The sequence below is a fragment of the Legionella quateirensis genome, assembly GCF_001467955.1.
Lineage (GTDB): Bacteria > Pseudomonadota > Gammaproteobacteria > Legionellales > Legionellaceae > Legionella > Legionella quateirensis.
This window is the reverse complement of record NZ_LNYR01000048.1, coordinates 108,110-134,666: the sequence shown is the minus strand read 5'-3', so window position 1 is coordinate 134,666 and position 26,557 is coordinate 108,110. Positions and strand designations below refer to the sequence as shown.

Here is a 26,557-nt window from a genome sequence, read left to right as displayed (position 1 = left end):
GCGTTCATCATGCATACTCTTGTAAACATTCAGCCAAATCAAAATTACCTTGATACAAGGTTAATCCCAGAATTGCGGCTGCGACACCTAGGGATTCAAGAGTAGTGATATCCTCTTTATTCCGAATTCCTCCTGATGCTTGCCAGGAAATGTTCGGGAAACGTTCTACTGCCTGTTGGTACAGGAAAAAATTAGGTCCAGACATCATTCCATCACAGGCGATGTCTGTACACAGTATGTTATTTATACCTAATTGATGATAATAACCAACCACATCCCAAAGGTTGCTTTGGCTATTAACCTGCCATCCATTAATCGCTGGAACAGGAACGTCCTGATCAATACGTACATCAAGAGCCAGAATAATGTGTTCTGGTTTAATTTCCTGAATAATCTGGGAGGTAATTTCCTGATTTGAAATCGCGATGCTGCCAATGACCAGATGGGAAATACCGGAATCAACGCATCGTTTTGCCTGCTCAATGCTTCGAATTCCCCCTCCGGCCTGAACGGAGATCCCAGTGCCCAACATGGCGCAAATTAAAGGCAGTTGCTGCATGGCCCCCATACGAGCACCATCCAAATCGACTATATGTAATCGTTGTGCTCCTGATTTTTTAAAATATAAAGCACGCTCAACTGGTGGAATATTAAATTGGGTTACGTGATCAAACTGTCCTTGTTTTAAACGAACGCAAGTCCCTGCCTGTAAATCAATTGCTGGAATAATTAACATACAGCCTCCAGAGATAAGAAATTTTTAAGTAAAGTAAGCCCAATCCCGGCTGATTTTTCCGGGTGAAACTGCATTCCATAAACGTTATTTTTATTAACAATTGCCGTGAATTGTTCATTGTAATCGCATTGAGCTACAGCATGGTCATTGTCTTTTAACGCATAACTATGGACAAAGTAGACATAATCACTCGGTTTTAATCCCTCTTGTAATGGAGATTCCGTGCGCCATTGCAATTGATTCCATCCCATATGCGGAACAGGGGAGTCTTGAGTTCTACTTAATAATTCAGCCCGACCTGGAATTAATCCCAAACAGTCAATCATCCCTTCTTCACTGAAATCTAAAAGTAATTGCATGCCCAGACAGATGCCCAGTAAGGGTTGTTTCAAGCGAGTAATAATCTCCACCAGATTACAGTCACGTAATGCATTCATACCATAAGTTGCTGTGCCCACTCCGGGTAAAATCACATGGGATGCTTGCTGTATTTCCTTGCTATCATGGGTTAATTGATAATTGACTTCCAGACGTTTCAACGCATTAACCAGAGAAGTCAGGTTATTGCCACACACATCAATTACAGCAATCATAACATCCCCTTGGTTGACGGGAGTGTTTCACTGGTCCTGGCACAAGCCTGTCTCAATGCTCTTCCCAATGATTTAAAGCACGCTTCGATCATGTGGTGGTGATTGGAACCGGTTACAGTCAGGTGAATGGTTGCACCCAAAGCACTGGATAAGGAGTGAAAGAAATGCGGGACCATCTCCGTAGCCATACCACCAACAAACTCCCGGCTAAATTGACCATTGAATTGACAAAAGCTTCTACCACTTATATCAATTGCGATGGAGGCAAGGGCTTCATCCATAGGCAAGGTAAATCCGTACCGATTTATTCCCCATTTGTCACCGAGTGCTGTTTTAATTGCTTCACCTAAAGCAATTGCAGTGTCCTCAACCAGATGATGATCATCAACTTCCACATCGCCCAATGCCTGTAGATCCAGATCGAAGCCACCGTGTTTTGCGACCTGTTCCAGCATGTGATTAAAAAATGGGATGGGGGTTTTAATAGCACTGGTTTGGTCACTATCCAAGGTTAATTTCAGCTGTATTTGTGTTTCATTTGTTGTTCTGGAAACGATGGCGCTGCGGCGATTATTCAATAAGGATACCGCAATATCATCCCATGAGTGTTCTTTGGATATGGGAAGAAATTGAATTCCTAAGTTATCCGCTAATGCTTTATCGGTATCTCTATCACCAATAACCCAGGAACGGGATTTATCAACAGGTACATCCCTCATAAACTGATCCAGTAATCCGGTTTTAGGTTTTCGGCAATTACAATTATCTTCGGGCATATGAGGACATATATATATTTCATCAAATAATATGCCCTGCGAAGAAAACAGATCGAGGGTAAATTCATGACAAATCGCAAAATCTTCTTCTGGAAAGCTGGAGGTGCCAATTCCGTTTTGATTGGAAACCATAATGAATTTGAACCCTGCTTTTTTGAGCTGAAGCAGGGCAGGGATTACTCCCTGCGTCAGTTTTATTTTTTCCAATGAATCGACCTGGTTATCAAAGGGCTCTTCAATTAAGGTACCGTCACGGTCAATAAATAAGATCTTTTGCATAATTTAATCCTGAAACATTATTGATAAAATTAGATAGGGAGGTAATGAGTAATTGATTTTGCTCCGAATCACCGACTGTGATGCGCAAATGATCGTGTAATAAGGAAGAAGGGGGGAAATCTCTTACAGCGATGTTGTGTTCCGCGAACCAGGCAGTTAATTCTTTAGCATACTGCGATTTAATGAGTACGAAATTGGTTTCAGATGGATATACTTTTTCAATCACAGGACTGTTGTTTAATACTTGAATGAGCTTTTGCCGTGAACTGCAGATGCGCTCGATAACCGAGGGAAACCAGTTCGTGTTATCTAATGCCTGGGCAGCTAATTCAATATTTGTGCTCGGAATAATATAAGGCGCTATAATTTTATTGAGTGCTTCTATAACGTGAGCTTGAGCGATGATACTGCCAAGACGCAAGCCTGCCAGGCCGCATGCTTTGGATAACGTTCTTAATATAATCAGATTTTCATAACGATTAAGCAAGGACACAGCACTTTTTGTTCTGGAAAACTCGATGTACGCTTCGTCAACGACGATGACTGAACGGTTTGCATAATGGTCACACGTAGCAGCAATCAGATCCAGGTCGATTAAATTTGCGGTTGGATTATTAGGACTGCAAAACATGATAATTTTACAGTTGGATTGCCAACTGTTTTTAATCTGTTCTAAAGAAAGGCTAAAATCATCAAGAGGGTTCAGTGGACACTGAATGAGTTCAGCCTGTTGTAGACGAACATAAAAGGCATACATAGGGAAAGTCGGAGGAAATTGCATGAATGCATCTTGACGTGCTGTTAAAAATAAGCGCGTTACCAGATCTATCCCATCATCACTGCCTCTGGTCAGTACAATGTGATCTTTATCGACCTGATAGCGTTCAGCTAACCTGGCCTGTAATTGAGCTTGCAAACGAGTATCCGGATAAAAATTCAGAGACATAGCGCCGTTTGAGTTAACAGGACACCAGGGTAATTCGTTGGCATGAAGTCTGAATGTGCAATCTTCTCCACCAGGCACATAATTCTGGCTGTTTAGCAACTCGGGTCGTATTAAGTTAAGTATGGACATTTAAGCCTCCAAGGCATTGAGTCTGATTTGTATTGCGTTAGCATGGGCATCCAAACCTTCGATTTGAGCAAGACAAACAGCAGCCGGACCTAAGTTTTTGATACCTTCCTGGTTTATAGATTGCACATTAAAACGGGTTAAGAAATCAAGAGTACTTAATCCATTATGATTTTTTGCATAACCGTTTGTAGGCAGTACGTGGTTGCTGCCACTGACGTAATCTCCCATGGTTTCTGCAGCCCATGAACCGAGGAATACTGTTCCTGCAGAATTAATGTGACTTACCCATGAATCAGCATCATCCCGGTTAATAATTAAGTGTTCTGGTGCATAATTGTTGATAATAGCCAGCTGTTCCGTGCTGTTTGAGCAGACAATGATTCTGCTTTTAGCCAGCGATTGATTAATAATTGAAGATCTCGATAAGTGTACAGACTGCAGTTGTATCTCTTGATTGACCTCGTTGGCAAATTCTGAATTCTCGCAGATTAAAATGACCTGTGAGTCGGCACCATGCTCTGCCTGAGCCAATAAATCTGCTGCAACGAACGAAGGATTGGCATGATTATCGGCGATGATCATGACTTCAGATGGCCCTGCTGGCATATCTGCTGCTGCACCACATGGATCTATGGATACCAGACTTTTGGCCTCGGTAACGTAACGATTACCCGGTCCAAACAGTTTATCCACTTTAGTCACGCTTTCAGTGCCATACGCCATGGCTGCAATTGCCTGGGCGCCACCCAGAGTGTAGATGGTTTCAATTCCGCATAATCGGGCAGCAACCAGTAAATGAGGATTGATTTCTCCGTTTGCGTCTGGCGGAGTACACAGTACTTTTATTGGACATCCGGCGATTCGAGCAGGTATCGCCTGCATTAAAAGAGAGGATATTAATGGAGTCTTATTTCCGCCCGGGACGTATAAACCTACTTTTTGAATCGGTCTGTACGTAGTAAGAATGTGAATCCCTTGAGCTGTACAGATGCTTTTCTCTTCAGGTATTAAAGACTGGTGATAGTTGGTTATCGTCTGGATGGCCTGGTTCATGGTAGAAAGAACGTGCTGATCGATTGTTGCATCCTGGATTTTTTGTTGCGGCACTTTGAGCTGCTTTAAACAGGCTCCATCCAGTTTTCGCGTTAACTCAAATAATGCCTGATCCCCGGTAGTTTGTACCTGTTGGATGATTTCCAGAACTTTATTTTTGACTGAATCAGTCTCTACAGGTCGGGATAAGCACAGTGCTCGTTCAGAAGGTGATAACAATTGCCAGTTTGTAATGGTTAACATCGTACTTACTCCAACATTTTTTCAATGGGTAACACTAAAATTGAACTTGCGCCTAAGGCCTGTATTGTTTCCAGTGTCTTCCAGAAGACACGTTCACTGGAAACAACATGCACTGCAACTTTATCCAGGTTATCTGGTAAAGGGAGAATGGTTGGTGCTTCCGCACCAGGTAATTGTTTCGAAATACGCTCCAGTGCAGATTTGGGGGCATGAAAAACAATGTATTTCCGTTCCTGAGCTTGCTGAACCGCCTGAATACGTCGAGCAAGCATGTCAAATAGCTCCTGAGCTTCGGGTGAAAAGTGCTGTTCAGTCTGAATGAATACTGCCTGGCTTTGAAGTACGGTATCTACCTCATAGAGTTTATTATCTTCCAAAGTCTGGCCGCTTGATACCAGATCGCAAATCGCATCAGCCATTCCCATACGGGGTGCGACTTCTACGGAACCTGACAAGATAAGGCTTTCAGCGCAAATAGCACGTTCATCCAGATATTTTTTGAGTAAATAAGGGTAGCTGGTTGCGATTCGTTTACCATCCAGACTACCGGGACCCTGGTAATCAAAGGATTCTGGTACTGCTATGGATAAACGACAGGTACAGGTGCCTAAAGATAATAATTGTTTAAAAAGTTTACCAGGTTTAGCCAGAGATGCTTCCAATAAAACGTTTTCACCAACAATTCCCCCGTCGCATAAACCGTCAAATACTAAAGTGGGAATGTCGTCATCACGTACAAAAAGCAAATCTATAGGAAAATTATCTACATGAGTGAGAAGAGCATTGGGTTTTATACGAAATTTTAAGCCACAACGTTGTAACAGACTGATGGATTCATCAGATAATCGTCCTTTTTTTTGTAAGGCCAGTCGTAAACGATTTTTCATAAATTCTCCATTCGATCTGCAATAAGTTTATAACCACCAGTTCCAAAACTTAAACAACGGGCTACACGAGTGATGGTAGTGACGCTAACAGCGGTTTGGTCATGAATAGTGCGATAGGGTATGCCTTGACGGAGCAAGGGAACAACTTGCCAACGGTCAGCCATCGATTCCAATTCAGCCGGAGTACATAAATCCGTAAAAAATTGAAGCGCTTCTTCTTTATCATTTAATAAACTGATGGCTTGCATCAATTCGGGAAGGGCAGAATTTTTAGTATCAAAATGTAGTTTCATATTAATGTATTAACACGTTAAAACAAAATTTAATGATAATGATTATCTTTAGCATTGTCAAGAACTTAGTGAAAATTTTTTTTACTTAATATATAGTATTGGTGTTCCAAATCTGGATAACTACTATGAAACCATTTACGCGAGATATAACTTTAACGATAACAGTTAAAATGATATTGCTTTTTCTATTATGGTACGTCTGTGTCCGAGGAATGCATCCTGTACTGTCAAGTGGCAAGGAATGGATGTTAGGTAAATCAGTACAATCAGAGTATTCCCAAATTAATAAGAGGTGATTTAATGATTCCTGTTAGTGAGGTAGTAGATCTTTCCCGGTTACAATTCGCTTTAACCGCGCTTTACCACTTTTTATTTGTTCCGCTGACCTTGGGTTTTTCGGTGATGCTTGCCATTATGGAAACGGTGTACGTCATGACCGGACGGGAAATCTGGCGGCAAATGGTCAAGTACTGGGGAGTTTTATTTGGTATTAATTTCGTTTTGGGTGTTGCAACCGGCCTAACTATGGAGTTTCAGTTTGGAACTAACTGGGCCTATTACTCTCATTATGTTGGTGATGTGTTTGGCGCGCCACTGGCAATTGAAGGGATGATGGCATTCTTTCTTGAAGCTACTTTTGTTGGATTATTCTTTTTTGGATGGGATAAACTGACCAAATTTCAACACATGATTTGTACCTGGCTCTTAGCCTTGGGGACCAACCTGTCTGCATTATGGATTTTGATCGCTAATGGCTGGATGCAGAATCCCGTTGGATCCTATTTTGATTATCAAACCATGCGAATGGAAGTCAGCAGTTTCTATGATATGTTGTTTAATCCAGTCGCCCAGGCCAAGTTTGTTCATACCATCAGTGCGGGTTATGTTACAGGCGCCATGTTTGTCTTATCCATAAGCGCTTATTTTCTGTTACGTGATCGCAATAAGGCTTTTGCTAAACGCTCCATGACGGTAGCTGTATCCTTTGGTTTGGCTTCAGCATTATCTGTAGTGGTATTAGGAGATGAAAGCGGGTACGTAGCAAACTCAAACCAAAAGATGAAATTGGCTGCTATGGAAGCTATGTGGCATACAGAGAAAGCTCCTGCCTCATTAACTGTCTTTGGTATACCCGATGAGAAAACTCTGAGTACCAAATATTCCATCGATATTCCTTTTGCATTAGGTATTATTGCCACTCGTTCATTAAATACGCCATTGTTGGGAATTATTGAGTTGATCGAGGAAGGCAAGTTAAAAATCAAAGACGGTATGATTGCTTATAATGCTTTGAAAACTTTGCAAAAAGAACCCAATAATGAAGAGGCTAAAAAAGTATTTAGTGAACACAGCGACAGCCTTGGCTATGCATTATTGCTTAAGAAATATACTGAAAATGTAACGGATGCTACTGAAGATCAAATCAACTTGGCCGCTCAGGACTTGAAGCCCAAGGTTCTACCTATGTTTTTTTCGTTTAGAATAATGGTTGCCTGTGGTATTTACTTTATTCTGCTCTTTGCAATCGGCTTCTATTTATCGGTACGACATCGATTGGAAAAAACCCGTTGGTATCATCGAATGGCATTTTATTCTTTACCTCTACCCTGGGTTGCTGCTGAATTAGGCTGGGTGGTTGCTGAATATGGTCGACAACCCTGGGTCGTTCAGGGAATATTGCCAACTTTTATGGGCGCCTCAGCATTAACTCCCGGTCAGGTCATGATCTCAATAGCTGGATTTGTATTATTTTATACTGTTTTGGCCATTGTAGAGCTTTATTTAATGGTGAAATATATTCGCCTTGGTCCAGATGGCATGCAGCACTAATTTTAGGAGATACCAATGCCTTTAGATTATGAAACATTACGAGTGATTTGGTGGTTATTAATAGGTATTTTATTAATCGGTTTCGCAATAATGGATGGTTTTGACCTGGGTGTTGCCATGTGGCTGCCCTGGTTAGGCAAAACGGATATCGAGCGACGTGTGCTCATTAACAGCATTGGACCGACCTGGGAAGGTAATCAGGTTTGGTTTATCCTGGGTGGCGGCGCTATTTTTGCTGCCTGGCCTGCATTATATGCTCTATCATTTTCCGGTTTTTATCTGGCAATGCTGGTTGTTCTTTTAGCATTGATTCTAAGACCGGTTGGATTTAAATACCGCTCCAAGCTGACAAATCCAGTCTGGCGAACCACTTGGGATTGGGCTTTATTTATTGGTGGTTTTGTTCCCTCGCTGATTTTTGGAGTCGCTTTAGGTAATGTTTTGCAGGGAGTCCCTTTTTATTTTGATGAGAGCTTAAGAGTATTTTATACAGGAAGCTTCTGGCAGCTACTAAATCCTTTCGCTCTGGGATGCGGTATTCTGTCTGTGTTAATGCTGGCTATGCATGGCGCTTTTTTCATTCAGGTCAAAACAGAAGGGGTTCTGCAGCAAAGAGCCAAAGCCAGCGCCAAATGGTGCGCGTTGGGTGTTATTGTACTCTTTTGCGCCTTGGGATTTTGGTCTTTCTATGGCATTGACGGGTATGTCCTTAATGGCATAGTTCCACATGATGGACCATCAAATCCATTATACAAATCAGCATCAAGTCAAGCCGGCGCATGGTTTAATAATTATACTGCCTATCCCTTGACGATGCTGGTTCCTGCCCTCAGTCTTGTGTCAACGTTGTTCGCTATAGTTTTTGCAAATAGAGCTGTGTTGGCTTTTATCTTTAGCGGACTGAGTGTTGGTACTTTGATTGGAACTGTTGGTGTGAGTATGTTTCCTTTTATTCTTCCTTCGTCAACCTATCCACAACACAGTTTACTGGTTTGGGATAGTTCCTCCAGTCAGTTGACCTTGTTTATTATGTTGGTTGTAACGATAGTATTTTTACCTATAATACTGGCTTACACTGCATGGGTTTATAGAGTTTTGCGAGGCAAAGTAACTGAGAAAACTGTTCTGGATAATCAGGATTCAGCTTATTGAGGAGAGTGGTATGTGGTATTTTTCCTGGGTTTTAGGTACTGGTTTGGCTTGTTTTTTTGCAGTATTGAATGCAATGTGGCTTGAGCTAAGAGAAGAAGACGCAAAATAGTCTAGTTAATTTTTGTCCGGGTTATCCTAAATGGGTAACCCGGATTGTTCTTAATTTATATTCAGAGAGTGATCCGGGCGCTAAGCAGGATTAGTTAATCTTATTTACCCTTAATACGTTCAGGCTGAGGATTGAGTAATCCCCTAATCCTAATAATTAATAACTCCAAAAATGTATTTCTTAAAGTCCCAATGATCCTATAAATACCCGTCTTTGCGAGCATCGCGAAGCAATCCAGAACACGTGTCCAATAAAACTTCGTTCTGGATTGCTTCGCGTTGCTCGCAAAGACGAAAGTTTATATTGATTAGTAGATAATGTTCCTCATTAGAAAAGTCAGTCATCAGCCTGAATGGCTCTCGATGAAATGTCTCATTTTATGGTCGTGATATTGAACCTGAGTATCCATGAATTGTTTAACTCTCACACCCATACAGCTCCTGATAAGCTTCCAATTTTTTCACCTGGGTGCTTTGATTATCATTCTTCAGATACTCAATTAAATCAAATAAATTGATAATAGAATAGACATTAATTCCTTGAGCTTTGATTTCTGATAAAGTTGATTGTTTGGTGAGGCCTTGTTCACATCTATCCAAAGCTATAATTACTCCGCTGAGAATACCCCCATTCTCCTTAATCAGCGTTTGAGACTCTCTAAAAGCAGTTCCTGCGGTAATGACATCATCTATAATAAGCGTTTTTCCAGATAATGGAGAGCCAATTAATTGTCCACCTTCTCCATGATTTTTAACTTCTTTTCGATTAAAGGTGACAGTACAGTCTTTACCTAACTCATCCAACGCTACCGCTGTAGTAGTCGCAAGGGGAAGACCTTTGTAGGCGGGGCCAAATAAATGATCGAATTCAATCCGATGATTCATAATTGTTTGGGCATAAAACTGTCCCAGTTTACGCAAAGCGCTACCATGATAAAATAATCCCGCATTAAAAAAGTAGGGGCTAAGTCTGCCAGATTTCAGCGTAAACTCACCAAATTTTAAAACCTGACAATCTAGAGCTAATTTTATAAAAGATGATTTGGTATGATTCATTATTCATTCCTAAAACAAAAAATTATTGAAAACAAACACATTTTTTGAAAAAAATCCTTAACAATCAACAAAAAACTGTTATGCTAATCAGAGTGTGCGTGTTTATTCGTGCATAGAGAAACTGTTTATTATAGCGCAGATAGCAACTTAATGAATGACTTAATTTTAGTCATTTTGACAGACTATCTGAAATAAACATTAATATATTTTAAATAACGATCACGATGTAAAAAGTTTAAGACAAAGGGGATAGCTAATGTCGCAGAGAGAGACAGGCCATGTTAAATGGTTTAATGAAAAAAAGGGATTTGGATTTATTATTAATCAGCAGGGCGATGATATTTTTGTACATTACAAAGACATTCAAGGTGTTGGGTTTAAAACACTTCATGAAAATGATCCTGTTACTTTTGTGCTGGATAAAGGTCCCAAAGGACTGAAAGCCCAAGAGGTTGTTTTAGCTACCGAAGCAAACGAATAATAAATAAGATATTCAAGCCAGATAATTCAGTCTGGCTTACTCCTTAGCAACTATTCCATTTTCTCTTTATTCCTAATTTATTGATTCAGCAAAACGCCAGGTAGCAAGTGGTTTTCAATAATCTCAAAGCAGAGCGGTAATTCGTTACAATTCAGTATTAGAGTGTGCAAGGACGACTTTTTATTGATTGTAAAAAATCGTCTATGCCTATTCTATATGCTCTGTTGCATGTTAATTTGAACTAGCCGGTATACTTATAACGGTTTCCATATTGGGCTCTGATAAAATAATTTCCTGGGTCTCGTCTTCTATGGGAGCGAATAATCGGTGTAGCCCTATAGCCCTTGGGACTTTTACTGTATCAGTTTCGTGCTGTTCCGCATTAAAAAACTGATGTCCTGGTTCATGAGTTTCATCTTTAATTTCTTCTATCGGATGTTCTGGAATGGGGTCTAATGTTAATTCCAAATTAGCACTATTTTTTGGCACATAAACGGGATCGGAATCATCGTCAATGTTCGAACTTGAACTTGAACTCGAGGCATAACTAAAACCAGGCTTTGGAGTTGAGTCTGTACTGCTGCCTGGAATGGAGAACGAGGGATTAGAACTAGAATAGGAACTGTTCACTTCAGTTAGTATATTTTTACTGGAAAAGAATGATTTTCCAAAAATAGCAAATCTGCTTTTTTTGGGGGTAGTAAATTCTGGTGGATTAATGGGCATCATACCTGGTTTATAATAACTGGCGGCTTTAATCACGGATATATTGTAATTGTATTTTTTGGCTTCTTCGTAACTTTTTATAGGACTTTTGGCCTTGGTGGCGCATAGATAATAATCATGTGCATTCATTTGTTCAATGGTCACTGCAGCCATCATCTTAACCGTTTGCCGGTAGTCCTGATCCGCTTCAGGTCTTGTTCCTTTGATAGGTGCATATTCCATTACCAAGGGATCAATCGGGTTTTCGTTTTTATCTACTGGTCCCATATACCTTTTTAAGTTCAAAGTGACATTATGGGGAATCAGCTCCGGATATTTTTCGAAGTATTCATACAAGTTATTTAAAATATCTTCTCGATCATCAATGAAATTAAATTGAAGATCATCATGGGGATGGTCCTTTGCCATTTTGTGCATTTGAGCATAAATAACCGTTAATTTACTCTCATCATGGATCCAGTTTGGAAAAAGATCAGGTCTCTTTACTTTGTCAACTTTATAATCTTTGTTGTTTTTTTCTATATATTTAAGTGCTTCTTTAAAGGAAGCACCATCGGGTAGATCGTTATAGATGTCACTAAGTAAGAATTCATCCAGAGTTGCAGGAGCTTCGTGAGTATTCAGTTCCTGACAGATCAGTTTAATTGCCGGGAAACAGGAGCCTCGTTTATTATCTGCAGCGTTGGTAAAATCGTCTAAGAATCCTTGTCTGTTGGAGCCTACCAGAATAATTTTAGGATTGGATGATGTTTTGATTAGCGCGAGTAAGCCCTGATTGGCACGAATAATGTCTTTTTTCTTACTGGATAAATATAAAAGGTTTGCCAGGCATCCGTCAAAATCGAAGGAATATATCTCATAAATCAAAATTACAACTCCAAAAGCGTACTAAAACGTAAGATAGAATACGTTTATTTAATGGTGTTGCATATTTAATCACATTGTCGAATAATTTTAAAGTAGGTTTTAAATTTATATTTTGTGACGATTTTTATTTTTTTATTCCACTTCAATGTTGAGATGAAGTTTCTAAAAAGAATAAGCGACTGAATACCGATAATCCACTGAAATATTGGGGATTTTTCATCCGGAAATGAGCAGTTAAAAAAAAATGATTCGAAATTAACAAAGTACTTATCTAATTTCTATATATTACTTATTAAAATTGTGTTTCAAATTTTCTGAAATTCGGTGCATGTAATCGCGTAAATTAGCTAATTCTTCATCAGAAAATCCCACCAGTGCCTGCTCATTAAGTTGGTGAGCGATAAGCTCGAGACTATCTTTTGTTGCCTTTGCTTTAGGTGTTAGAGATATATTTACTGCTCTCCTGTCATAAGAACTTTGATTACGGATAATAAATCCATCTCGTTCCATTCTATCCAACGTTCTGACCAGCGTGGGTTGTTCTACATCAATTAATTGCACAAGTTCCGTTTGAGTTAAACCATCCTGATTAAATAATTCCATCAGAATAAATGTGTACGCGTGGTTTATTGCATAAGGTTTGATTAATTCATTGGCACGTTTGAGCAATAGCCTGTTGGTTTTTTTAAGTAAAGTAGAGAGATACATGAACATCCTTAATTTATATAGCTTGCTATATAATAACAAACTATGTATATTATGTATACGTTTCTTTGGGAGATAACTATGAACAGTTTGACGATATATCAGGTTGATGCTTTTGCATCAAGTTTATTTAAGGGAAATCCTGCAGCAGTATGTCCCTTGAATGAGTGGCTTACTGATGCGGAAATGCAGGCTATAGCTGCGGAAAATAATTTATCTGAAACCGCGTTTTTTGTGCCTGAAGGAAATGGATTCAGAATACGATGGTTGACCCCCAATGAAGAAGTTGCTCTTTGTGGTCATGCAACGCTCGCCAGCGCTTATATTATTTTCGAAAAAATGGGATATAAAGAACAGGAAATTCGATTTAATAGTTTAAGTGGCGAATTGATTGTTAAAAAATCACATCAGGGTTTGGTCATGAATTTTCCGGAGTTGCCATTAAATGAAACCGCATGGACTCCGGATATGCACAATTTAAATTTAAAAATGCCCAATAGGGTATTTCAAAGTCAATTTGATTTGATGTTCGTTTATGAAGATGCATTGGATGTCAAAGAAGCGACTCCTGATTTGTCTGCTGTCGCCAGGCTGGATTATAGGGGATTAATTTTAACAGCTCCAGGCTCTGGTACTGATGTCTATTCACGATGCTTTTATCCCGGTTGTGATGTACCAGAAGACCCGGTAACTGGCTCAGCTCATTGCGTCATCGCACCTTATTGGTGTAAGGAGTTAAATAAATCGGTTATTCATGCTCTTCAAGGCGGCCGTAGACAAGGGGAACTGTACTGCGAGATCAAGGATAAGCGCGTTTTATTGTATGGTAACTGTCACCTATATATGGAAGGAAGGATTTATTTGCCATGAACAGTTTGGAAACTTCTCGTTTAATTTTACGAGACTGGAACGATGAAGACAGTGTTCCTTTCTTTTTGATGAATCAGGATCCTAAAGTAATGGAGTACTTTCCTGGTATGTGGACTATGGATATGGTGCACTCTTTTATAACACGTATGAGATCACAACTTGTTAATAAAGGATTTACCCTCTGGGCTGTAGAGGAAAAGGAAACTCAAGCATTTATTGGTTTTATTGGTTTAAACAATCCTTCCTGGGAGGCGCATTTTACACCTTGTGTTGAGATTGGATGGCGTCTTGCCTCATCCTGTTGGGGCAAAGGATACGCAACTGAAGGTGCTCAAGCAGTGCTGGAGTTTGCGTTTAATCATTTAAAATTGAAAAAAGTGGTTGCGTTTACGGTGCCTGATAACCTCAGATCACGAAGGGTGATGGAAAAAATAGGAATGACGCACGTGAGCGACGGTGATTTTCTGCATCCTAATCTTGATCCTTCACATCCATTAGCGCGACACGTATTGTATGCCATTCAATCCGAACCCGGAACAGTGTGTTGATGTATTCATTTTGGAAGTACAGGCTCATGTTCTTTACACTAGATATGCTGTTTGGCAGTAACTTATATATGCGGTTAGGCCTTTTATCGTGTTAAACGGTAATTTGACTAAAAAATAATTTAAGTGAAAGTACAATTAAAATGAATCCGGTTACTCGCTCAATCCAATGGCTGACTTTCTGGAATTTTGTTCGGGTCGTTTTTCCAGAAAGACTGAATGCTACAAATGAAAACCAGAGCAAGGTTTCTAAAAAAAGTACGAAGGCTAAAACTAATTTACTGGAGTCTGAAATATCCCGGGGCATGAGTACGGAAAATAGACTGATAAAAAATAACATGGCTTTGGGATTAATTAAATTGGTTATAAAGCCTACTGAAAATGCGTGTAAAGGTTTTAGATCTACAGAGCTGTCATATCCATCGATGCGTTCTCCAGCGGCTTTGGACATCAGATTTTTATAACCAATATATAAGAGGTATGATGCGCCAATATATTGGATACATCGCATTAAAACAGGAATTTCTGTTATTAACAGACCTAAGCCAAGGAGGGTATAACTGATGTGGATTAAACTTCCCAATGCGATACCCAGTGCGGTTAATAAACCGGTGCGTCTTGAATAAACCAGGCTGTTTTTTACGGTAATGGCAAAGTCAGGGCCTGGACTTATTAAAGAGATAAACACTAATGCAATAAGAGGCAGAAGGGCTGATAATTGATTTAGATGATCCATAGAAACTCCATACAGATTAAGTAATACGTTTCAGTAAACGCAAAACGGATTTTTTATTTATATCCTGGTAAATGAATAGCATTATTATAAAAATACATAAAATATGAAACTATTTTAACTAATTTATGCTTTTTATGCAACATAAAAGACCAAATTTATGATTAAAATATGTTTAATGTTGTGCTATTTTAAGTAAAATACATTAAAATTGAAATTATATTTATAATTGTTACTAAGGTTCTGCAAATGAACGATTCAATTGATTTATTAAGACATCATTCCAGAAAATTGATTCGAGAGTTAGGAATGTTGCAATTAAATAAGGTGGATGCCAAAGAACAACCTTCATACTGGCATGCTTTAATCGAAATCAATAAAGAACCTGATGTGACCAGTGCCAAATTGAGTCAATTATTATTAATTTCCTTGCCCACATTATCACGTATTGTCGCATCGCTGATTAAAGATGGTTTAATCTCAGTAACCGAAGGGATAGACAAGCGGGAACGTTTTCTTAGAATCACCGAAAAGGGTAAAGAAAAAATACAGTATATTGATGAATATTCAAATACCAAAATTAAGCGGGCCTTTCATTTTTTGACTCAGGAAGATCAAGAGCAGGTAATCGGAGCCATTGGTAAATATGCCTGGGCATTGGAGCAAAGTCGTATCGTTCGTGATCAGATTAAAATATTAAGACTTTCAACTTCAAGAACGTTACGTAAACAAATAATTCATATGATTGAGAGAATTCAGGTTGATGAATTTAATATCAATATAACACCAGAAATCAATGCATCCATTCTTAAGGCAGAAGAAGAATACTATTTTCATAATTCCTGTAATTTTTGGTATGCAGTTGATGCTCAAGGAGTGATTATTGGGAGCATCGGTCTAAAGAAATTAAATGATTCACAAGGTGAGCTGAAAAAATTTTTTCTTACGCCTGAATATCGCGGTTTGGGAATTGCGTCATTATTACTAAGGACGTTGATTAAGAACGCTTTAAAACACGGTTTCAAACAATTATTTCTTGGCACGGTAGATCAATTGCAAGCAGCGCAAAGGTTTTATGAAAAGAATGGATTTAAGCCAATTAAAAAGGAATTATTACCCCAACAATTTGTATTATGTCCCGTTGATACCCTGTTTTATCAGGGTGAAACAACAAAAATAGCGCATTTGCTGGATGAGTCAGCCTGAGTGAATTAAACGGATGATAGTGGAACTGTGCAAATCCCTAACTCACTGGTACGCTGATTATAAAAGCTCTGCTATCCCATACTCAACTACTCTCTGGCCTAATTGGAACAGGGTATAGCACTGAAACTTTTCTTTTAATGACGCGATGTATCGCTCAACTGTTTTTTTAGAAATGTGATTAATCTCAGCTATCATTTCAGCTGATTTCCCTTTGATTAACCACTTTAAGCAGTTTCTTTCATTAGCTGTTAATAGATATTTAGATTCAGATTTAAAGTTAATGGTATGACGCGCTTTGTTATCAATAGTGAAACTGCGTGGATCGGCATCAATTAATGTGATGGTTCTATTCTCTGAAGTAACCGGGTTGTCTATAAGCTCAGGATGATTATAGATTTCATTGAGTTCAGGGATGTTTTTTAATTGGTGGTTAAATAAATCCATGAAGGCATGTAAGGTGTCCATTTTTTCAAGTAAACGTTGGTTAAAACCTTCATCTGCCAGATGACCACTAAAGTGAAAACTGTGGGTCATGTCCATTTCGTGTTTGGTAATGCTTAACGTATGTCCTTGATCAAACTCTGCAGCCATCTGGTACAGGTCTTTTTTGTTTGCATCCAGTTCTTGAAAGTCCCAAAAATCATAGTCATTTTTACTTTTAGGTTTCTCATCTCTATAATTTAAATCATTTTTTACATGTTTTTTACGAAGGTATTCTTCTGCATAATTTGCTCTGGAGCCAAGGCAATATCCATTATTCATTGAATCAACGGCGGTATATCCGAAAAAATGTACCCCAAGACCTTGTAGCGGTCGACATATATCCTTAATCATTTCATGATGCTTTAAACAAGGATGTGCTATAAAAACGGTCTTATCAGTCATTTATATCTCAATATGATTAATATTAGCACAGTTTAACATGATTTTTATTGGAGGACAATCGCTTTTTATTGACATGTCAATTTTTGACTGTCCGTTTTTCGTCATACCATTTTGTTCGCAAATAGCTTATAGTGCTCTCTTTTTAATCATTCGATGTGGGTAATAACTATGTTTTCCAAGTTACTAAATGAGTTAAAGCAGAACGCCGCCAATTCAATACATCAGGCTCAAGGGTCTTATACCTGGATTGGTTCAGATTTATCGCCACAAAATCTTCCTCATTTTTCCATTACTAATAAGATGATGCGTCACTTACCTGATGGACATGAGGTCAAACAGGCTATTTTAAATTTAAATGATTTTGTCAGTGATATTAAAGGATTGTTGTCGGATCAAATCAGCGTTATCGCGGATGATGAAGCAAGTATTCGGATCAATGGATTAACTGAACAGCAAATAAGAATAATTGAACAACAGTATTTGCGACGAATTGATCATTTGATCTCAATATTGGAGAGGTTCAATTGGTTAGAGCAACCTGAGATAGTTCGGATTCAGTTTCAGCATTACATGAATGAGTTATTGAATATCTTAAGTAATTTGGCATCAAATTACGGGGATAATGAGGATGATCGTATGCCATCAAGGGAACATTCTGCTGTTCCATGTAACGTTGACTCCCAAAAATTAGCGGATATTGAGAGTGTAAGAACACAAGTGCAGAACACGATATATGCTGATGACGGTTTGCCTTGGCCTGTGATCGATTATCCACATAGCAGGGATTGGCTGGATTATAATCGTTTACACTTCGCTAAATTATCTCGTGCCCGAAATCAACGATTGCTTACAGCTCACTTAGAGCAAAATAATGAGTTTGCTATAATTGTTGATTCCGGAATGGGTGATGGTCATGCATTAGCCAGTTATAAAAAGGAAAATAATTTTACTATAGGATTCAGTCTGCAGGATTTACCTGAACACAATAAAAAACAAATTGATGTGTGTTGTTTTAGCCCGGTTCCTAATGGGGAACATGCGAGATGGTTATTTGATATCCTTAGAGGAAGAGTAACTCGTGTTATCGAAACGTATGGGGCCGTTACCTATGACAAACATCCTTTTCAGGCTGCTGTATATTTAGGATTATTATTACGGCCAGAAGGAGAGGCCGAAATAATCTTTTCCGAAATTAAAGGGGATATCGATCAAAGTCCCTTAGGTTTTTCCGCAAACCGAAAAGCACTGGTTGAATTTTTTAAAGACGAATTAGGTTTAGATGCTGTTATTCGGCGTACGACTATAAATTCCGCAGTTAATCCTGGGGCGGTTTGTTATGATTATCATCTTCATATTAAACGTTCCAAGGATGCGTCAGTATGTGAGAAACCTCTGGATGAACTATTCCAGAAGATAGAGCAACGTTTTGGTGTCTGCTCGGTAGTGCCTAAAAAATCAGATTTTGGAAATTTTTCGCATGGTTTTTCTATTATGGGCAGTACTTATACCTTGCCAGGAGCAATGCCTCAACATGAATCTTTATTGCAATCAGACGGTATTGTTGGTGTTCATTGGAACGTCAATCAAAAAAGAAGTGGGATGCGCGTGGAGCTTGGTTTGGCATTTAGGGACAATGAAGTCTTAAATACGTTTGTTAATTTGTTTAATGAAATGTATGTACGCCACTACAATTCGGACTGGAATCTGCGTGTCGACCATGAAACTTTTTCGGTGCGATTGGATTATTATGATAAAGAAATGGAGCAGAATGACATACAGCGTCGCTTCGGAGGTACACCAGGATTTTTTAATAAAAGACCTTGGCAAACTTTGTTGCATGAAGGCGAGGATTTGGAACTGTGTGTTGAACAACATAAAGCACATGAAATTGCCAATTGCATTGTTAAAGCGATAAATCAAATTGCAGTGTTGGTTCCTTCATCTGAAAGAAGCTTTGCCTTGAAAGCTCTTGAGGGAAGTATTGCCCCTTTATCAGCCCAGGTATTGGAGCGCTTGAATTTAGGTTCGGAACAAGCTGAGGAACCTTCTCATTTGCGTGATCGGTTTCGTAATCAGTACTTGTCTGTGCCTACATTAAATTAAATCCTCGGTTGTATTTCATACGCAGAAAACAAGGACGTTTAGCGGATTGAGTGCACTATTTTGAATGGATCAGGGCTTAGGAGCGACGCAGGATCTTTTCGTAACAGAGGTCTGTTTATTCAATTATATCGACTATTTAAATCCCCTCATTATTTATACGTTATCCCGCTCTTCCAACTAGCCTTAATTTATTGTTGAAAAGATGCTAAATGTTTCACTTCAAGTGTTATCGAGATCTCCCTGGAACGTCCTTCTCCCTCAGGGCTGAGGGAGAAGGCCTTTACAGGGAGATCTGGATAACGTTTGAAATGAAACATTTAGCATTTTGCCAACAAACCCTATTTAATCAGGTAATTGAGTTTTTTCATTTACTTTCTATCGGGACACCAATATCCTTGCTGATATTCTATTTAAAATAGCAGTGATGGGGTGATCGTGGGAGCAGGGTATATTTATCTTTTAAAGCAGAGAAAATTTTTACCGCTTTTTCTTACTCAGTTTTTCGGTGCTTTTAATGATAATGCTTATAAATTGGCAATGTTAACCATGATTAGCTATCATATAAGCCGTAACCAGTCCCAGTCCGAATATTATCAGGCATTGGCGGGTACATTATATATCACTCCCTTTTTTATTTTTTCTGCAACCTCTGGTCAGTTAGCTGATAAGTTAGATAAAGCAATTTTAACGCGATTAGTAAAGGTATTTGAAGTCATCCTGATGATATTGGGCGGTTTTGCTTTGTACCGACAGAGTATTTTTTTTATGATGTTTACTCTTTTAGGACTGGGAATTCACTCTTCATTTTTCGGGCCGATAAAATATGCTATTTTGCCTGATCACCTGCCGAAACAGGATTTAATGTGCGCTACAGGTTTAATTGAGGCCAGTACATTTATGGCCATTCTATTAGGTACCACATTGGGGACTTTAGCGATAGGCTCGGAGCATGGAGCCCCTTATGTAGCTATCGTTATGACCTTGTGTGCGGCCTTTACAGGGTTAACATCCAGTATGTTTATTCCAAGCGCGCCATCATCACTTCCTGCTCTAGTGTTGGATTTACATATCTGGCGTTCGACAGTAGCCATGCTAAAACAGGCTAAAAAGGAAAAAGGAGTGTTCTTATCTACTTTGACTATCTCATGGTTCTGGTTAATTGGTGCCGTATTACTTACCAAACTACCAGATTACTCCCATTATGTTTTGGGGGCTAATACCAATGTTTTCGCAGTATTTTTAGCATTATTTTCTATTGGTATCGCTTCAGGATCTTTAATGATTAATCTGTTTCTACGAGGAAGTGTTTCTCTTACTGTAGTCCCTGTAGCTATGTTGGCATTAACCTGCTTTACTTTTGATCTGTATTGGGCATCCCCGACAGAGATTCAGGTATCGGATCATCTGACGACCTTGCTCGTCTTTTTTACTCATTTTAATCATTGGCGAATTGCTTTTGATCTATTTATGCTGGCATTTAGTGCCGGGTTATTTGTGGTACCTTTATATACCTATTTACAGGTAGCCAGTCATCCTGACGCACGGGCACGAACTATTGCAGCAAATAATATTTATAATGCTTTGTTTATGGTGTTTGGAACCTTTTTGGTTATGGTCTTATTGCATTTTAAAGTGGCTATTCCTCAAGTGTTTCTATTGCTTAGTCTCATGAATAGTGTAGCTGCGTTGGGATTATGGTTCTGTTTGAGGAACCAGAAAAAAAGTGATGTTGGGTTGGATTGAAATCATGCGTTATGTAGCGATTTGATAGTACTGATGTGATGAGATGGCAACAGGCCATAATTCACATTATAAATTATATAGCCCATTGAATTCTGGATCTCTAATTAACAGCATTAATCCAATCCTTTGCAGGAAGGAAATCGGTATATAATTTCATTTCCATACTGCCTTCTTCGGGATGCCAATTATAGTTCCAATGTACTTCGGGTGGGAGAGACACTAATATGGATTCCGTTCTGCCTCCCGATTGTAAGCCAAATAAAGTACCTCGATCATAGATTAAATTAAACTCGACATAACGACCGCGCCTGTAATTTTGAAATGCTTTTTCTGCAGGTCCATAAGGATGTTCCATTCGACGTGAAACTATTGGTGCGTAGGCCGGAATAAAATGATTTCCTATACTTTGCATCAAAGCAAAACTGTGTTCAAAACTGATTTTATTATAATCGTCAAAAAATAAACCCCCAATCCCACGTGCTTCATTTCGGTGTTTGATAAAGAAATAATCATCACACCATTTTTTAAATTCAGGATAGATTGACGAGCCAAAAGGTTGGCAGGCTTCATATGCCGTTTGATGCCAGTGTTTACAATCTTCGACAAAACCGTAATATGGAGTCAAATCAAATCCGCCACCAAACCACCATACGGGATCTGCTCCTTCTTTTTCAGCGATAAAAAATCGTACATTTGCATGAGACGTGGGGACATAGGGGTTTTCGGGGTGAATCACCAGCGAAACGCCCAAAGCACTAAAATTTCTACCGGCCAGTTCTGGTCTGTGCGCAGTGGCAGAAACAGGTAGTTGTTCTCCTGAAACATGGGAAAAATTGACACCTGCCTTGGCAAATACTCGACCGTTGGATAGCACTCGCGTGATCCCGCCTCCACCACCTGAACGCTCCCAGGATTCCTCTCTAAATTGTGCTTGGCCATCTAGCTTTTCAATTGAAGAGCAAATTGTATTTTGCAGATGGAGCAGATAAGATTTAATTTGTTGGATGGCGTTTGGAGGAATTGACGTAAGGACTGACATAATAGAGTACTCCAGACGGGTTAAATTGCCATATTTTCTCATTCTTTCTGTATTGGCACAATGTTTGCTTTACTATGATTAATAATAAAAAGGAGTGAATATGCCTCTTAATCTTGATTCTTACTTTGGGATTCATGCCAAAGCGCTTATTGCTCGAGATCACCGTGCATCACAATTAGCGAACAATTTGGCAAACGTCAATACTCCAAATTATAAAGCCATGGATATGGATTTTAATGAAGTACTGGCTGCTTCTATGGCAGGAAACTCTCAGCAGATGCAGGTGACTTCTCCTAACCATATTAATACCAATGCTGATTTATCTACTCAAATGAAATACCGAGTATCGAATCATAAATCCATGGACGGTAACACGGTGGATAAAGATATTGAAACTGCAGAATTTGCGAAGAACGCGCTGAATTATCAAGCAAGTCTGAGTTTTCTTGACAGTAAAATCAAATCCATGATTGTAGCGTTAAAAGGGGAATAATCATGTCATTAAATGCTATTTTTGACATTGCCGGATCGGCTATGACGGCAGAAACTGCTCGATTAACAACCAGTGCTGGAAATCTGAGTAATGCGAACGTTGAAGCGAGCAGTCCTGAAGAAGTATATCAAGCAAAATATCCTATCTTTCAAGCAGTTCAGGAAAAAGCACAGCAATGGATGGGAGAGAACATTAAGGCGGGTGTGCAACTGAAAGGAATTTATGAAAGTAATGCAGAACCTTCAAAGCGATATGATCCTAATAGTCCCTTGGCGGATTCGAACGGTTTTGTTTATACCTCCAACATTAATTATGTAGAAGAAATGGCTAATGTGATTTCTGCGTCCAGATCGTATCAAATGAACATAGAATTACTGAATACAACCAAGCAATTAATGCAGCGAACACTGCAATTGGGTGAATAAGATGAATAAGGGGAAAAGGATGACAAATTCAGTAAATGGATCTAATTCAGCAACTAATTTAGGCCTGAATCAGGTAGATCAGTCTGCCAGAAAAAGTTTAGGTCAGCAGGATTTTTTAAGACTCATGGTCGCTCAAGTACAAAATCAGGATCCCATGCAACCTCAACCCAATGGTGAGTTCTTATCGCAACTGGCGCAATTTAGTACAAATGACGGTATTACCCGTATGCAGGATTCGTTACAGCAAATGGCCACCTCCTTACAATCAAACCAGGCTCTTCAAGCTTCGGCACTGGTGGGTCGTAAAGTTCTGGTTCACAGCGACAGCATGAGTTTGGGTGCAGATGGTGAAGCAAAGGCGGCTATTGACATGCCAGCAGGACTTGCTAATCCAACAGCGTCTATTTACTCAGAGTCAGGTGAGCTGCTTAAAACGATTTCTTTAGGGCAACCTGTACCGGGATTCTTTCAAATTAGTTGGGATGGAACCGATCAAAATAATCAACGCGTAGCTGCGGGTAATTATAAAATCAAAGTCAACGGAACTTATGGTGGACAGGAAGTTGCCTTAAAAACCATGACTTCAGCAAATGTAGACAGTGTAAGCCTGGGACAAAATGGAGAAGGTTTAAAATTAAATGTAGCCGGAGTAGGTTCAATTTCTTTGGATCAGGTAAGGCAAATAACAGTATAAACTATCCGCAATCTCTGCATGTATCAGGGTGAGTGCTAAAAATTATAAGCAGGAGGCTATTATGGTTTTTAATACGGCATTAAGTGGAATTCAGGCGTCAACCAAAGACCTGGATGTAATTGGAAATAACATTGCTAACTCTGCAACAGTAGGATTTAAAGGAGCGCGTGCGGAATTTGCCGATATTTATACTTATAGTGCTTATGGCACTGGCAGTTCTTCAGTTGGTAGTGGTGTCAAATTATCTCGAGTCCATCAATCTTTTGCAACGGGAACTTTAAGCCCAACGAATAATACTCTGGACCTTGCCGTTAATGGCTCCGGATTTTTTATTCTAAGTGATCAGGGCGCCAAGGTTTATACCAGGGCTGGTCAGTTTAAACTGGATAATGAAAATCATATAGTGAATGCAAATAACCAGCGATTAACCGGTTTGCTTGCTGATAAAAGTGGTGCCATTACGGGAGCTTCAGGAGATTTGCAAATCAATACTGCCAATATTAGCCCCAGAGCGAGTACTTTAGTAACTGCTGGCGTCAATTTATATTCACAGAGTAAAGCACCTGCGGTTGATTGGGCTGGTGGCGCTACACCTTCTACGGATACTTATAACAATGTCAGTTCATCAACTATTTATGACAGTTTGGGTAATTCTCATGTATTGAGCATGTATTTTGTCAAGGCAGATTCAACAGCTGCAGCAGGGGATCCCAATGCTGCGTCGCCAGCAGGTACTGAAAATCAATGGTATGTTGCTTTTCAAATTGATAATCAAAACGTACCTGCCAACGTCGGGCCACATAATACGGATAATTTGTTCAGGGCAAACTTTAATACCGATGGAACTTTTGCTGGGGTAACCAATACAGCCAATGCGGCATTGCCCAATAATTTAATTCCATTATCTCTTAATTTAAATAATGGGTCTAATCCTTTAAGTTTGAATATTGACTTATCCGACAGTACACAATTTGGTAGTCCATTTGCTGTTCAGTCTACTCAAAATGACGGGTATACAACAGGCAGTCTTGCTGGTTTGGATATTGATGATTCAGGAATCATTTTGGGACGTTATACGAATGGACGTACACTGACTATGGGGCAAATTCAGTTGGCAAACTTTGCTGATCCTGAAAGCCTGCAAAATTTAGGTAATACGAGTTGGGCAGAGACCTTCTCTTCAGGTCAGCCTTTGGTGAGTGGTGCAGGAACCGGTGGTTTGGGATTGATTAACTCCGGCAGACTGGAAGAGTCTAATGTGGATTTAACCAGCGAACTGGTTAAATTAATCGGTGCCCAGCGTAACTTTCAGGCAAATGCACAAACCATCCGAACAGGGGATGCCATTACTCAAACCATCATTAATATTCGGTAGGAGATAAGCCATGGAGCCTATCCTGTATAATGCAATAAGTGGGGGTCGTTCTGATTTTAAACGACAGGAATTAATCGCCAATAATTTGGCGAATATTAACACCCCAGGTTTTAAAGCTGATTTATATCAGGCGCAAACCATGTATATGAACAATGAAAATGGAATCAATGATAAAAACGGACAATCGTTTATCGTTCAAGGGCCTAATGGCATTGATTTATCTCCAGGAGAAATTATACCCACTGGCCGTGATCTGGATATAGCCATAGATGGTGAAGGATGGATGGCAGTAAAAGACAGTCAGGGAAGAGAGGCTTATACGCGTGGAGGGAGTCTGCGCCTGGATGTTAACAGGCAATTAATTACTGCCTCAGGTAAGGTGGTTCTAGGGGATGGCGGACCTATTTCCATTCCACCTGCAAAATCTATAGAAATTGGTAATGACGGCACGATAACTATTATTCCTTTGGATGGAGATATCAAAAGTCTGGCAATACTGGATAGAATTAAGCTGGTGACACTGGATAAAACCAATATCGTTAAAAATGACGAGGGATTATTGCAGCTTAAGCAAGGTGGTGTTGCCAAGGCAGATGCGACTGTAAAATTGATTAATGGCGCGATTGAAGGGTCCAATGTTAAGGCAATTGATCAGATGGTTGGAATGATTAGTGCCGGTCGCGAATTTGATGCTCAAATGAAAATTTTATCAACTGTTGATGATAATGGACAGAAACTGGCACAACTATTGCAGGACTAGTCTTTATAATAATAAGAATAATTGCGGGAGACTTTCATGGAACCAGCACTATGGGTCAGTAAATCAGGCCTGGAAGCCCAGGATAAGAATATTGCTACCATTGCGAATAATCTTGCAAACGTTAATACAACCGGTTTTAAAAAGGGTAGGGCATTATTCGAAGATTTAATATACCAAAACTTGCGTCAGGCCGGCGCACAATCTTCTCAAAACTCTCAAATCCCAACCGGAATCAATATGGGAACAGGAGTTCATTTAGTAGCTACGGAAAAAATGTTTGCTCAGGGTGGTTTGCAAAATACCCAAAATCCTCTGGACGTTGCGATTGAAGGCCAAGGATTTTTAACGGTTTTGATGCCTGATGGTACTCAAGCTTATACACGAGATGGAAGTCTTAAAACCGATAATACGGGACAGATTGTTAATAGTAATGGATATCCCATTCAACCTGCGATTACTATTCCCGCTCAAACAACAGGCATAACAATAGGGACAGATGGAACAGTAAGTGCAACTGTTGCTGGAAATAATACACCATCAGTGATTGGAACCATCCAGTTAACCAATTTTATTAATAATGCAGGTCTTCAGCCAATAGGACAGAATTTATATACTGAAACAGCTGCCAGTGGTACGCCACAAACTGATAATCCGGGTAATTCTGGATTAGGAACCTTACTGCAAGGTTCTCTTGAGGCATCAAACGTCAATGTGGTTGAAGAGTTGGTTAATATGATTCAGGCACAACGAAGTTATGAAATTACCGCAAAGAGTATTCAGACTGTTGACAGTATGTTGCAGTATTTAACGCAAACTCTTTAAGCGG

At 39.4% G+C, this 26,557-nt stretch carries 29 protein-coding genes; 16 read left to right on the top strand and 13 right to left on the bottom strand.

What is annotated here, in order from left to right; all coding sequences use genetic code 11:
* Positions 1-7: 7 nt before the first annotated feature.
* From Lqua_RS16275 to Lqua_RS16245, 7 genes are read right to left on the bottom strand one after another with little or no spacing between them, the layout of a single operon-like run.
* Complete coding sequence (locus Lqua_RS16275) at positions 8-736, bottom strand: 1-(5-phosphoribosyl)-5-[(5-phosphoribosylamino)methylideneamino]imidazole-4-carboxamide isomerase (protein ID WP_058475340.1); 729 nt, start codon at positions 734-736, stop codon at positions 8-10.
* Entirely contained in the window at positions 730-1,329 is a 600-nt protein-coding gene (hisH, locus tag Lqua_RS16270) for an imidazole glycerol phosphate synthase subunit HisH (RefSeq protein ID WP_058475339.1), read from the bottom strand. The genes Lqua_RS16275 and hisH overlap by 7 nt, the downstream gene beginning before the upstream one ends.
* Positions 1,326-2,384, bottom strand: a complete 1,059-nt coding sequence (gene hisB / locus Lqua_RS16265; protein ID WP_058475338.1) for a bifunctional histidinol-phosphatase/imidazoleglycerol-phosphate dehydratase HisB — start codon at positions 2,382-2,384, stop codon at positions 1,326-1,328. Before hisB ends, hisH begins: the two co-directional genes overlap by 4 nt.
* A complete protein-coding gene (gene hisC / locus Lqua_RS16260; RefSeq protein WP_058475337.1) occupies positions 2,362-3,459 on the bottom strand; it encodes a histidinol-phosphate transaminase in 1,098 nt (365 codons plus the stop codon). The genes hisB and hisC overlap by 23 nt, the downstream gene beginning before the upstream one ends.
* Positions 3,460-4,755, bottom strand: coding sequence for a histidinol dehydrogenase (hisD, locus tag Lqua_RS16255; RefSeq protein ID WP_058475336.1), 1,296 nt, complete (start codon positions 4,753-4,755; stop codon positions 3,460-3,462).
* Positions 4,756-4,760: 5 nt separating this feature from the next.
* Positions 4,761-5,642: an ATP phosphoribosyltransferase gene (hisG, locus tag Lqua_RS16250; RefSeq protein ID WP_058475335.1), complete on the bottom strand. Its 882-nt coding sequence runs from the start codon at positions 5,640-5,642 to the stop codon at positions 4,761-4,763.
* The gene (locus Lqua_RS16245; protein ID WP_058475334.1) at positions 5,639-5,935 is read right to left on the bottom strand and encodes a YerC/YecD family TrpR-related protein; all 297 of its coding nucleotides are present in this window, start codon (positions 5,933-5,935) and stop codon (positions 5,639-5,641) included. The genes hisG and Lqua_RS16245 overlap by 4 nt, the downstream gene beginning before the upstream one ends.
* 125 nt (positions 5,936-6,060) lie before the next feature.
* Here Lqua_RS16245 and cydP point away from each other — a divergent pair, with 125 nt between their 5' ends.
* Genes cydP through cydX form a run of 4 tightly spaced genes read left to right on the top strand, consistent with a single transcriptional unit; the run spans position 6,061 to position 9,026 of the window.
* Positions 6,061-6,231 carry a cytochrome oxidase putative small subunit CydP gene (gene cydP, locus Lqua_RS18965; protein WP_338011284.1) on the top strand — a complete coding sequence of 57 codons (171 nt, stop codon included), beginning with the start codon at positions 6,061-6,063 and terminating at the stop codon, positions 6,229-6,231.
* Between the two features lie 4 nt (positions 6,232-6,235).
* A complete protein-coding gene (locus Lqua_RS16240) occupies positions 6,236-7,765 on the top strand; it encodes a cytochrome ubiquinol oxidase subunit I (protein WP_058475333.1) in 1,530 nt (509 codons plus the stop codon).
* A 15-nt stretch (positions 7,766-7,780) separates the two neighbouring features.
* Positions 7,781-8,917 carry a cytochrome d ubiquinol oxidase subunit II gene (cydB, locus tag Lqua_RS16235; RefSeq protein ID WP_058475332.1) on the top strand — a complete coding sequence of 379 codons (1,137 nt, stop codon included), beginning with the start codon at positions 7,781-7,783 and terminating at the stop codon, positions 8,915-8,917.
* 10 nt (positions 8,918-8,927) lie between these two features.
* The gene (gene cydX, locus Lqua_RS17755) at positions 8,928-9,026 is read left to right on the top strand and encodes a cytochrome bd-I oxidase subunit CydX (RefSeq protein ID WP_065240195.1); all 99 of its coding nucleotides are present in this window, start codon (positions 8,928-8,930) and stop codon (positions 9,024-9,026) included.
* A gap of 416 nt (positions 9,027-9,442) precedes the next feature.
* Here the strand turns inward: cydX and pyrE are convergent, their stop codons facing one another.
* On the bottom strand, positions 9,443-10,081 hold the full coding sequence (pyrE, locus tag Lqua_RS16230) for an orotate phosphoribosyltransferase (RefSeq protein ID WP_058475331.1): 639 nt from the start codon (positions 10,079-10,081) through the stop codon (positions 9,443-9,445).
* 256 nt (positions 10,082-10,337) lie between these two features.
* Here pyrE and Lqua_RS16225 point away from each other — a divergent pair, with 256 nt between their 5' ends.
* Positions 10,338-10,562: a cold-shock protein gene (locus Lqua_RS16225; protein WP_058475330.1), complete on the top strand. Its 225-nt coding sequence runs from the start codon at positions 10,338-10,340 to the stop codon at positions 10,560-10,562.
* Positions 10,563-10,793: 231 nt separating this feature from the next.
* On the opposite strand, the gene Lqua_RS16220 is transcribed toward Lqua_RS16225, so the two are convergent.
* Both Lqua_RS16220 and Lqua_RS16215 read right to left on the bottom strand, forming a co-directional pair.
* Entirely contained in the window at positions 10,794-12,155 is a 1,362-nt protein-coding gene (locus tag Lqua_RS16220) for a hypothetical protein (protein ID WP_058475329.1), read from the bottom strand.
* A 285-nt stretch (positions 12,156-12,440) separates the two neighbouring features.
* Positions 12,441-12,863, bottom strand: coding sequence for a MarR family winged helix-turn-helix transcriptional regulator (locus tag Lqua_RS16215; RefSeq protein ID WP_058475328.1), 423 nt, complete (start codon positions 12,861-12,863; stop codon positions 12,441-12,443).
* 78 nt (positions 12,864-12,941) lie between these two features.
* Here Lqua_RS16215 and Lqua_RS16210 point away from each other — a divergent pair, with 78 nt between their 5' ends.
* Together Lqua_RS16210 and Lqua_RS16205 are read left to right on the top strand one after the other, a co-directional pair.
* Positions 12,942-13,730: a PhzF family phenazine biosynthesis protein gene (locus Lqua_RS16210; RefSeq protein ID WP_058475327.1), complete on the top strand. Its 789-nt coding sequence runs from the start codon at positions 12,942-12,944 to the stop codon at positions 13,728-13,730.
* Positions 13,727-14,278 carry a GNAT family N-acetyltransferase gene (locus tag Lqua_RS16205; RefSeq protein ID WP_083501374.1) on the top strand — a complete coding sequence of 184 codons (552 nt, stop codon included), beginning with the start codon at positions 13,727-13,729 and terminating at the stop codon, positions 14,276-14,278. The genes Lqua_RS16210 and Lqua_RS16205 overlap by 4 nt, the downstream gene beginning before the upstream one ends.
* 91 nt (positions 14,279-14,369) lie before the next feature.
* Here Lqua_RS16205 and Lqua_RS16200 read toward each other — a convergent pair whose 3' ends face one another.
* Positions 14,370-15,011: a LysE family translocator gene (locus Lqua_RS16200; RefSeq protein ID WP_058475326.1), complete on the bottom strand. Its 642-nt coding sequence runs from the start codon at positions 15,009-15,011 to the stop codon at positions 14,370-14,372.
* Positions 15,012-15,257: 246 nt separating this feature from the next.
* Here Lqua_RS16200 and Lqua_RS16195 point away from each other — a divergent pair, with 246 nt between their 5' ends.
* On the top strand, positions 15,258-16,214 hold the full coding sequence (locus Lqua_RS16195; RefSeq protein WP_058475325.1) for a bifunctional helix-turn-helix transcriptional regulator/GNAT family N-acetyltransferase: 957 nt from the start codon (positions 15,258-15,260) through the stop codon (positions 16,212-16,214).
* Positions 16,215-16,271: 57 nt separating this feature from the next.
* Here the strand turns inward: Lqua_RS16195 and Lqua_RS16190 are convergent, their stop codons facing one another.
* The gene (locus Lqua_RS16190; protein ID WP_058475324.1) at positions 16,272-17,099 is read right to left on the bottom strand and encodes a helix-turn-helix transcriptional regulator; all 828 of its coding nucleotides are present in this window, start codon (positions 17,097-17,099) and stop codon (positions 16,272-16,274) included.
* 168 nt (positions 17,100-17,267) lie between these two features.
* Here Lqua_RS16190 and Lqua_RS16185 point away from each other — a divergent pair, with 168 nt between their 5' ends.
* Both Lqua_RS16185 and Lqua_RS16180 read left to right on the top strand, forming a co-directional pair.
* Positions 17,268-19,202 (top strand): hypothetical protein, encoded by a 1,935-nt coding sequence (locus Lqua_RS16185; protein ID WP_058475323.1) that lies wholly within the window; start codon positions 17,268-17,270, stop codon positions 19,200-19,202.
* Positions 19,203-19,637: 435 nt separating this feature from the next.
* The gene (locus Lqua_RS16180; protein ID WP_058475322.1) at positions 19,638-20,945 is read left to right on the top strand and encodes an MFS transporter; all 1,308 of its coding nucleotides are present in this window, start codon (positions 19,638-19,640) and stop codon (positions 20,943-20,945) included.
* Between the two features lie 100 nt (positions 20,946-21,045).
* On the opposite strand, the gene hemF is transcribed toward Lqua_RS16180, so the two are convergent.
* Complete coding sequence (gene hemF, locus Lqua_RS16175; protein WP_058475321.1) at positions 21,046-21,984, bottom strand: oxygen-dependent coproporphyrinogen oxidase; 939 nt, start codon at positions 21,982-21,984, stop codon at positions 21,046-21,048.
* 100 nt (positions 21,985-22,084) lie between these two features.
* Between hemF and flgB the strand changes: the two genes are divergently transcribed.
* The 6 genes from flgB (at position 22,085) to flgG (ending at position 26,553) form a co-directional block, all read left to right on the top strand.
* Positions 22,085-22,477 (top strand): flagellar basal body rod protein FlgB, encoded by a 393-nt coding sequence (gene flgB, locus Lqua_RS16170; protein WP_058475320.1) that lies wholly within the window; start codon positions 22,085-22,087, stop codon positions 22,475-22,477.
* Positions 22,478-22,479: 2 nt separating this feature from the next.
* Positions 22,480-22,902 (top strand): flagellar basal body rod protein FlgC, encoded by a 423-nt coding sequence (gene flgC / locus Lqua_RS16165; protein ID WP_058475319.1) that lies wholly within the window; start codon positions 22,480-22,482, stop codon positions 22,900-22,902.
* Positions 22,903-22,921: 19 nt separating this feature from the next.
* Entirely contained in the window at positions 22,922-23,596 is a 675-nt protein-coding gene (locus tag Lqua_RS16160) for a flagellar hook assembly protein FlgD (protein WP_058475318.1), read from the top strand.
* A 61-nt stretch (positions 23,597-23,657) separates the two neighbouring features.
* Positions 23,658-24,971: a flagellar hook protein FlgE gene (flgE, locus tag Lqua_RS16155; RefSeq protein WP_058475317.1), complete on the top strand. Its 1,314-nt coding sequence runs from the start codon at positions 23,658-23,660 to the stop codon at positions 24,969-24,971.
* 10 nt (positions 24,972-24,981) lie between these two features.
* On the top strand, positions 24,982-25,731 hold the full coding sequence (flgF, locus tag Lqua_RS16150; RefSeq protein ID WP_058475316.1) for a flagellar basal-body rod protein FlgF: 750 nt from the start codon (positions 24,982-24,984) through the stop codon (positions 25,729-25,731).
* 36 nt (positions 25,732-25,767) lie between these two features.
* Entirely contained in the window at positions 25,768-26,553 is a 786-nt protein-coding gene (flgG, locus tag Lqua_RS16145; protein ID WP_058475315.1) for a flagellar basal-body rod protein FlgG, read from the top strand.
* The last annotated feature ends 4 nt before the right edge of the window (positions 26,554-26,557 follow it).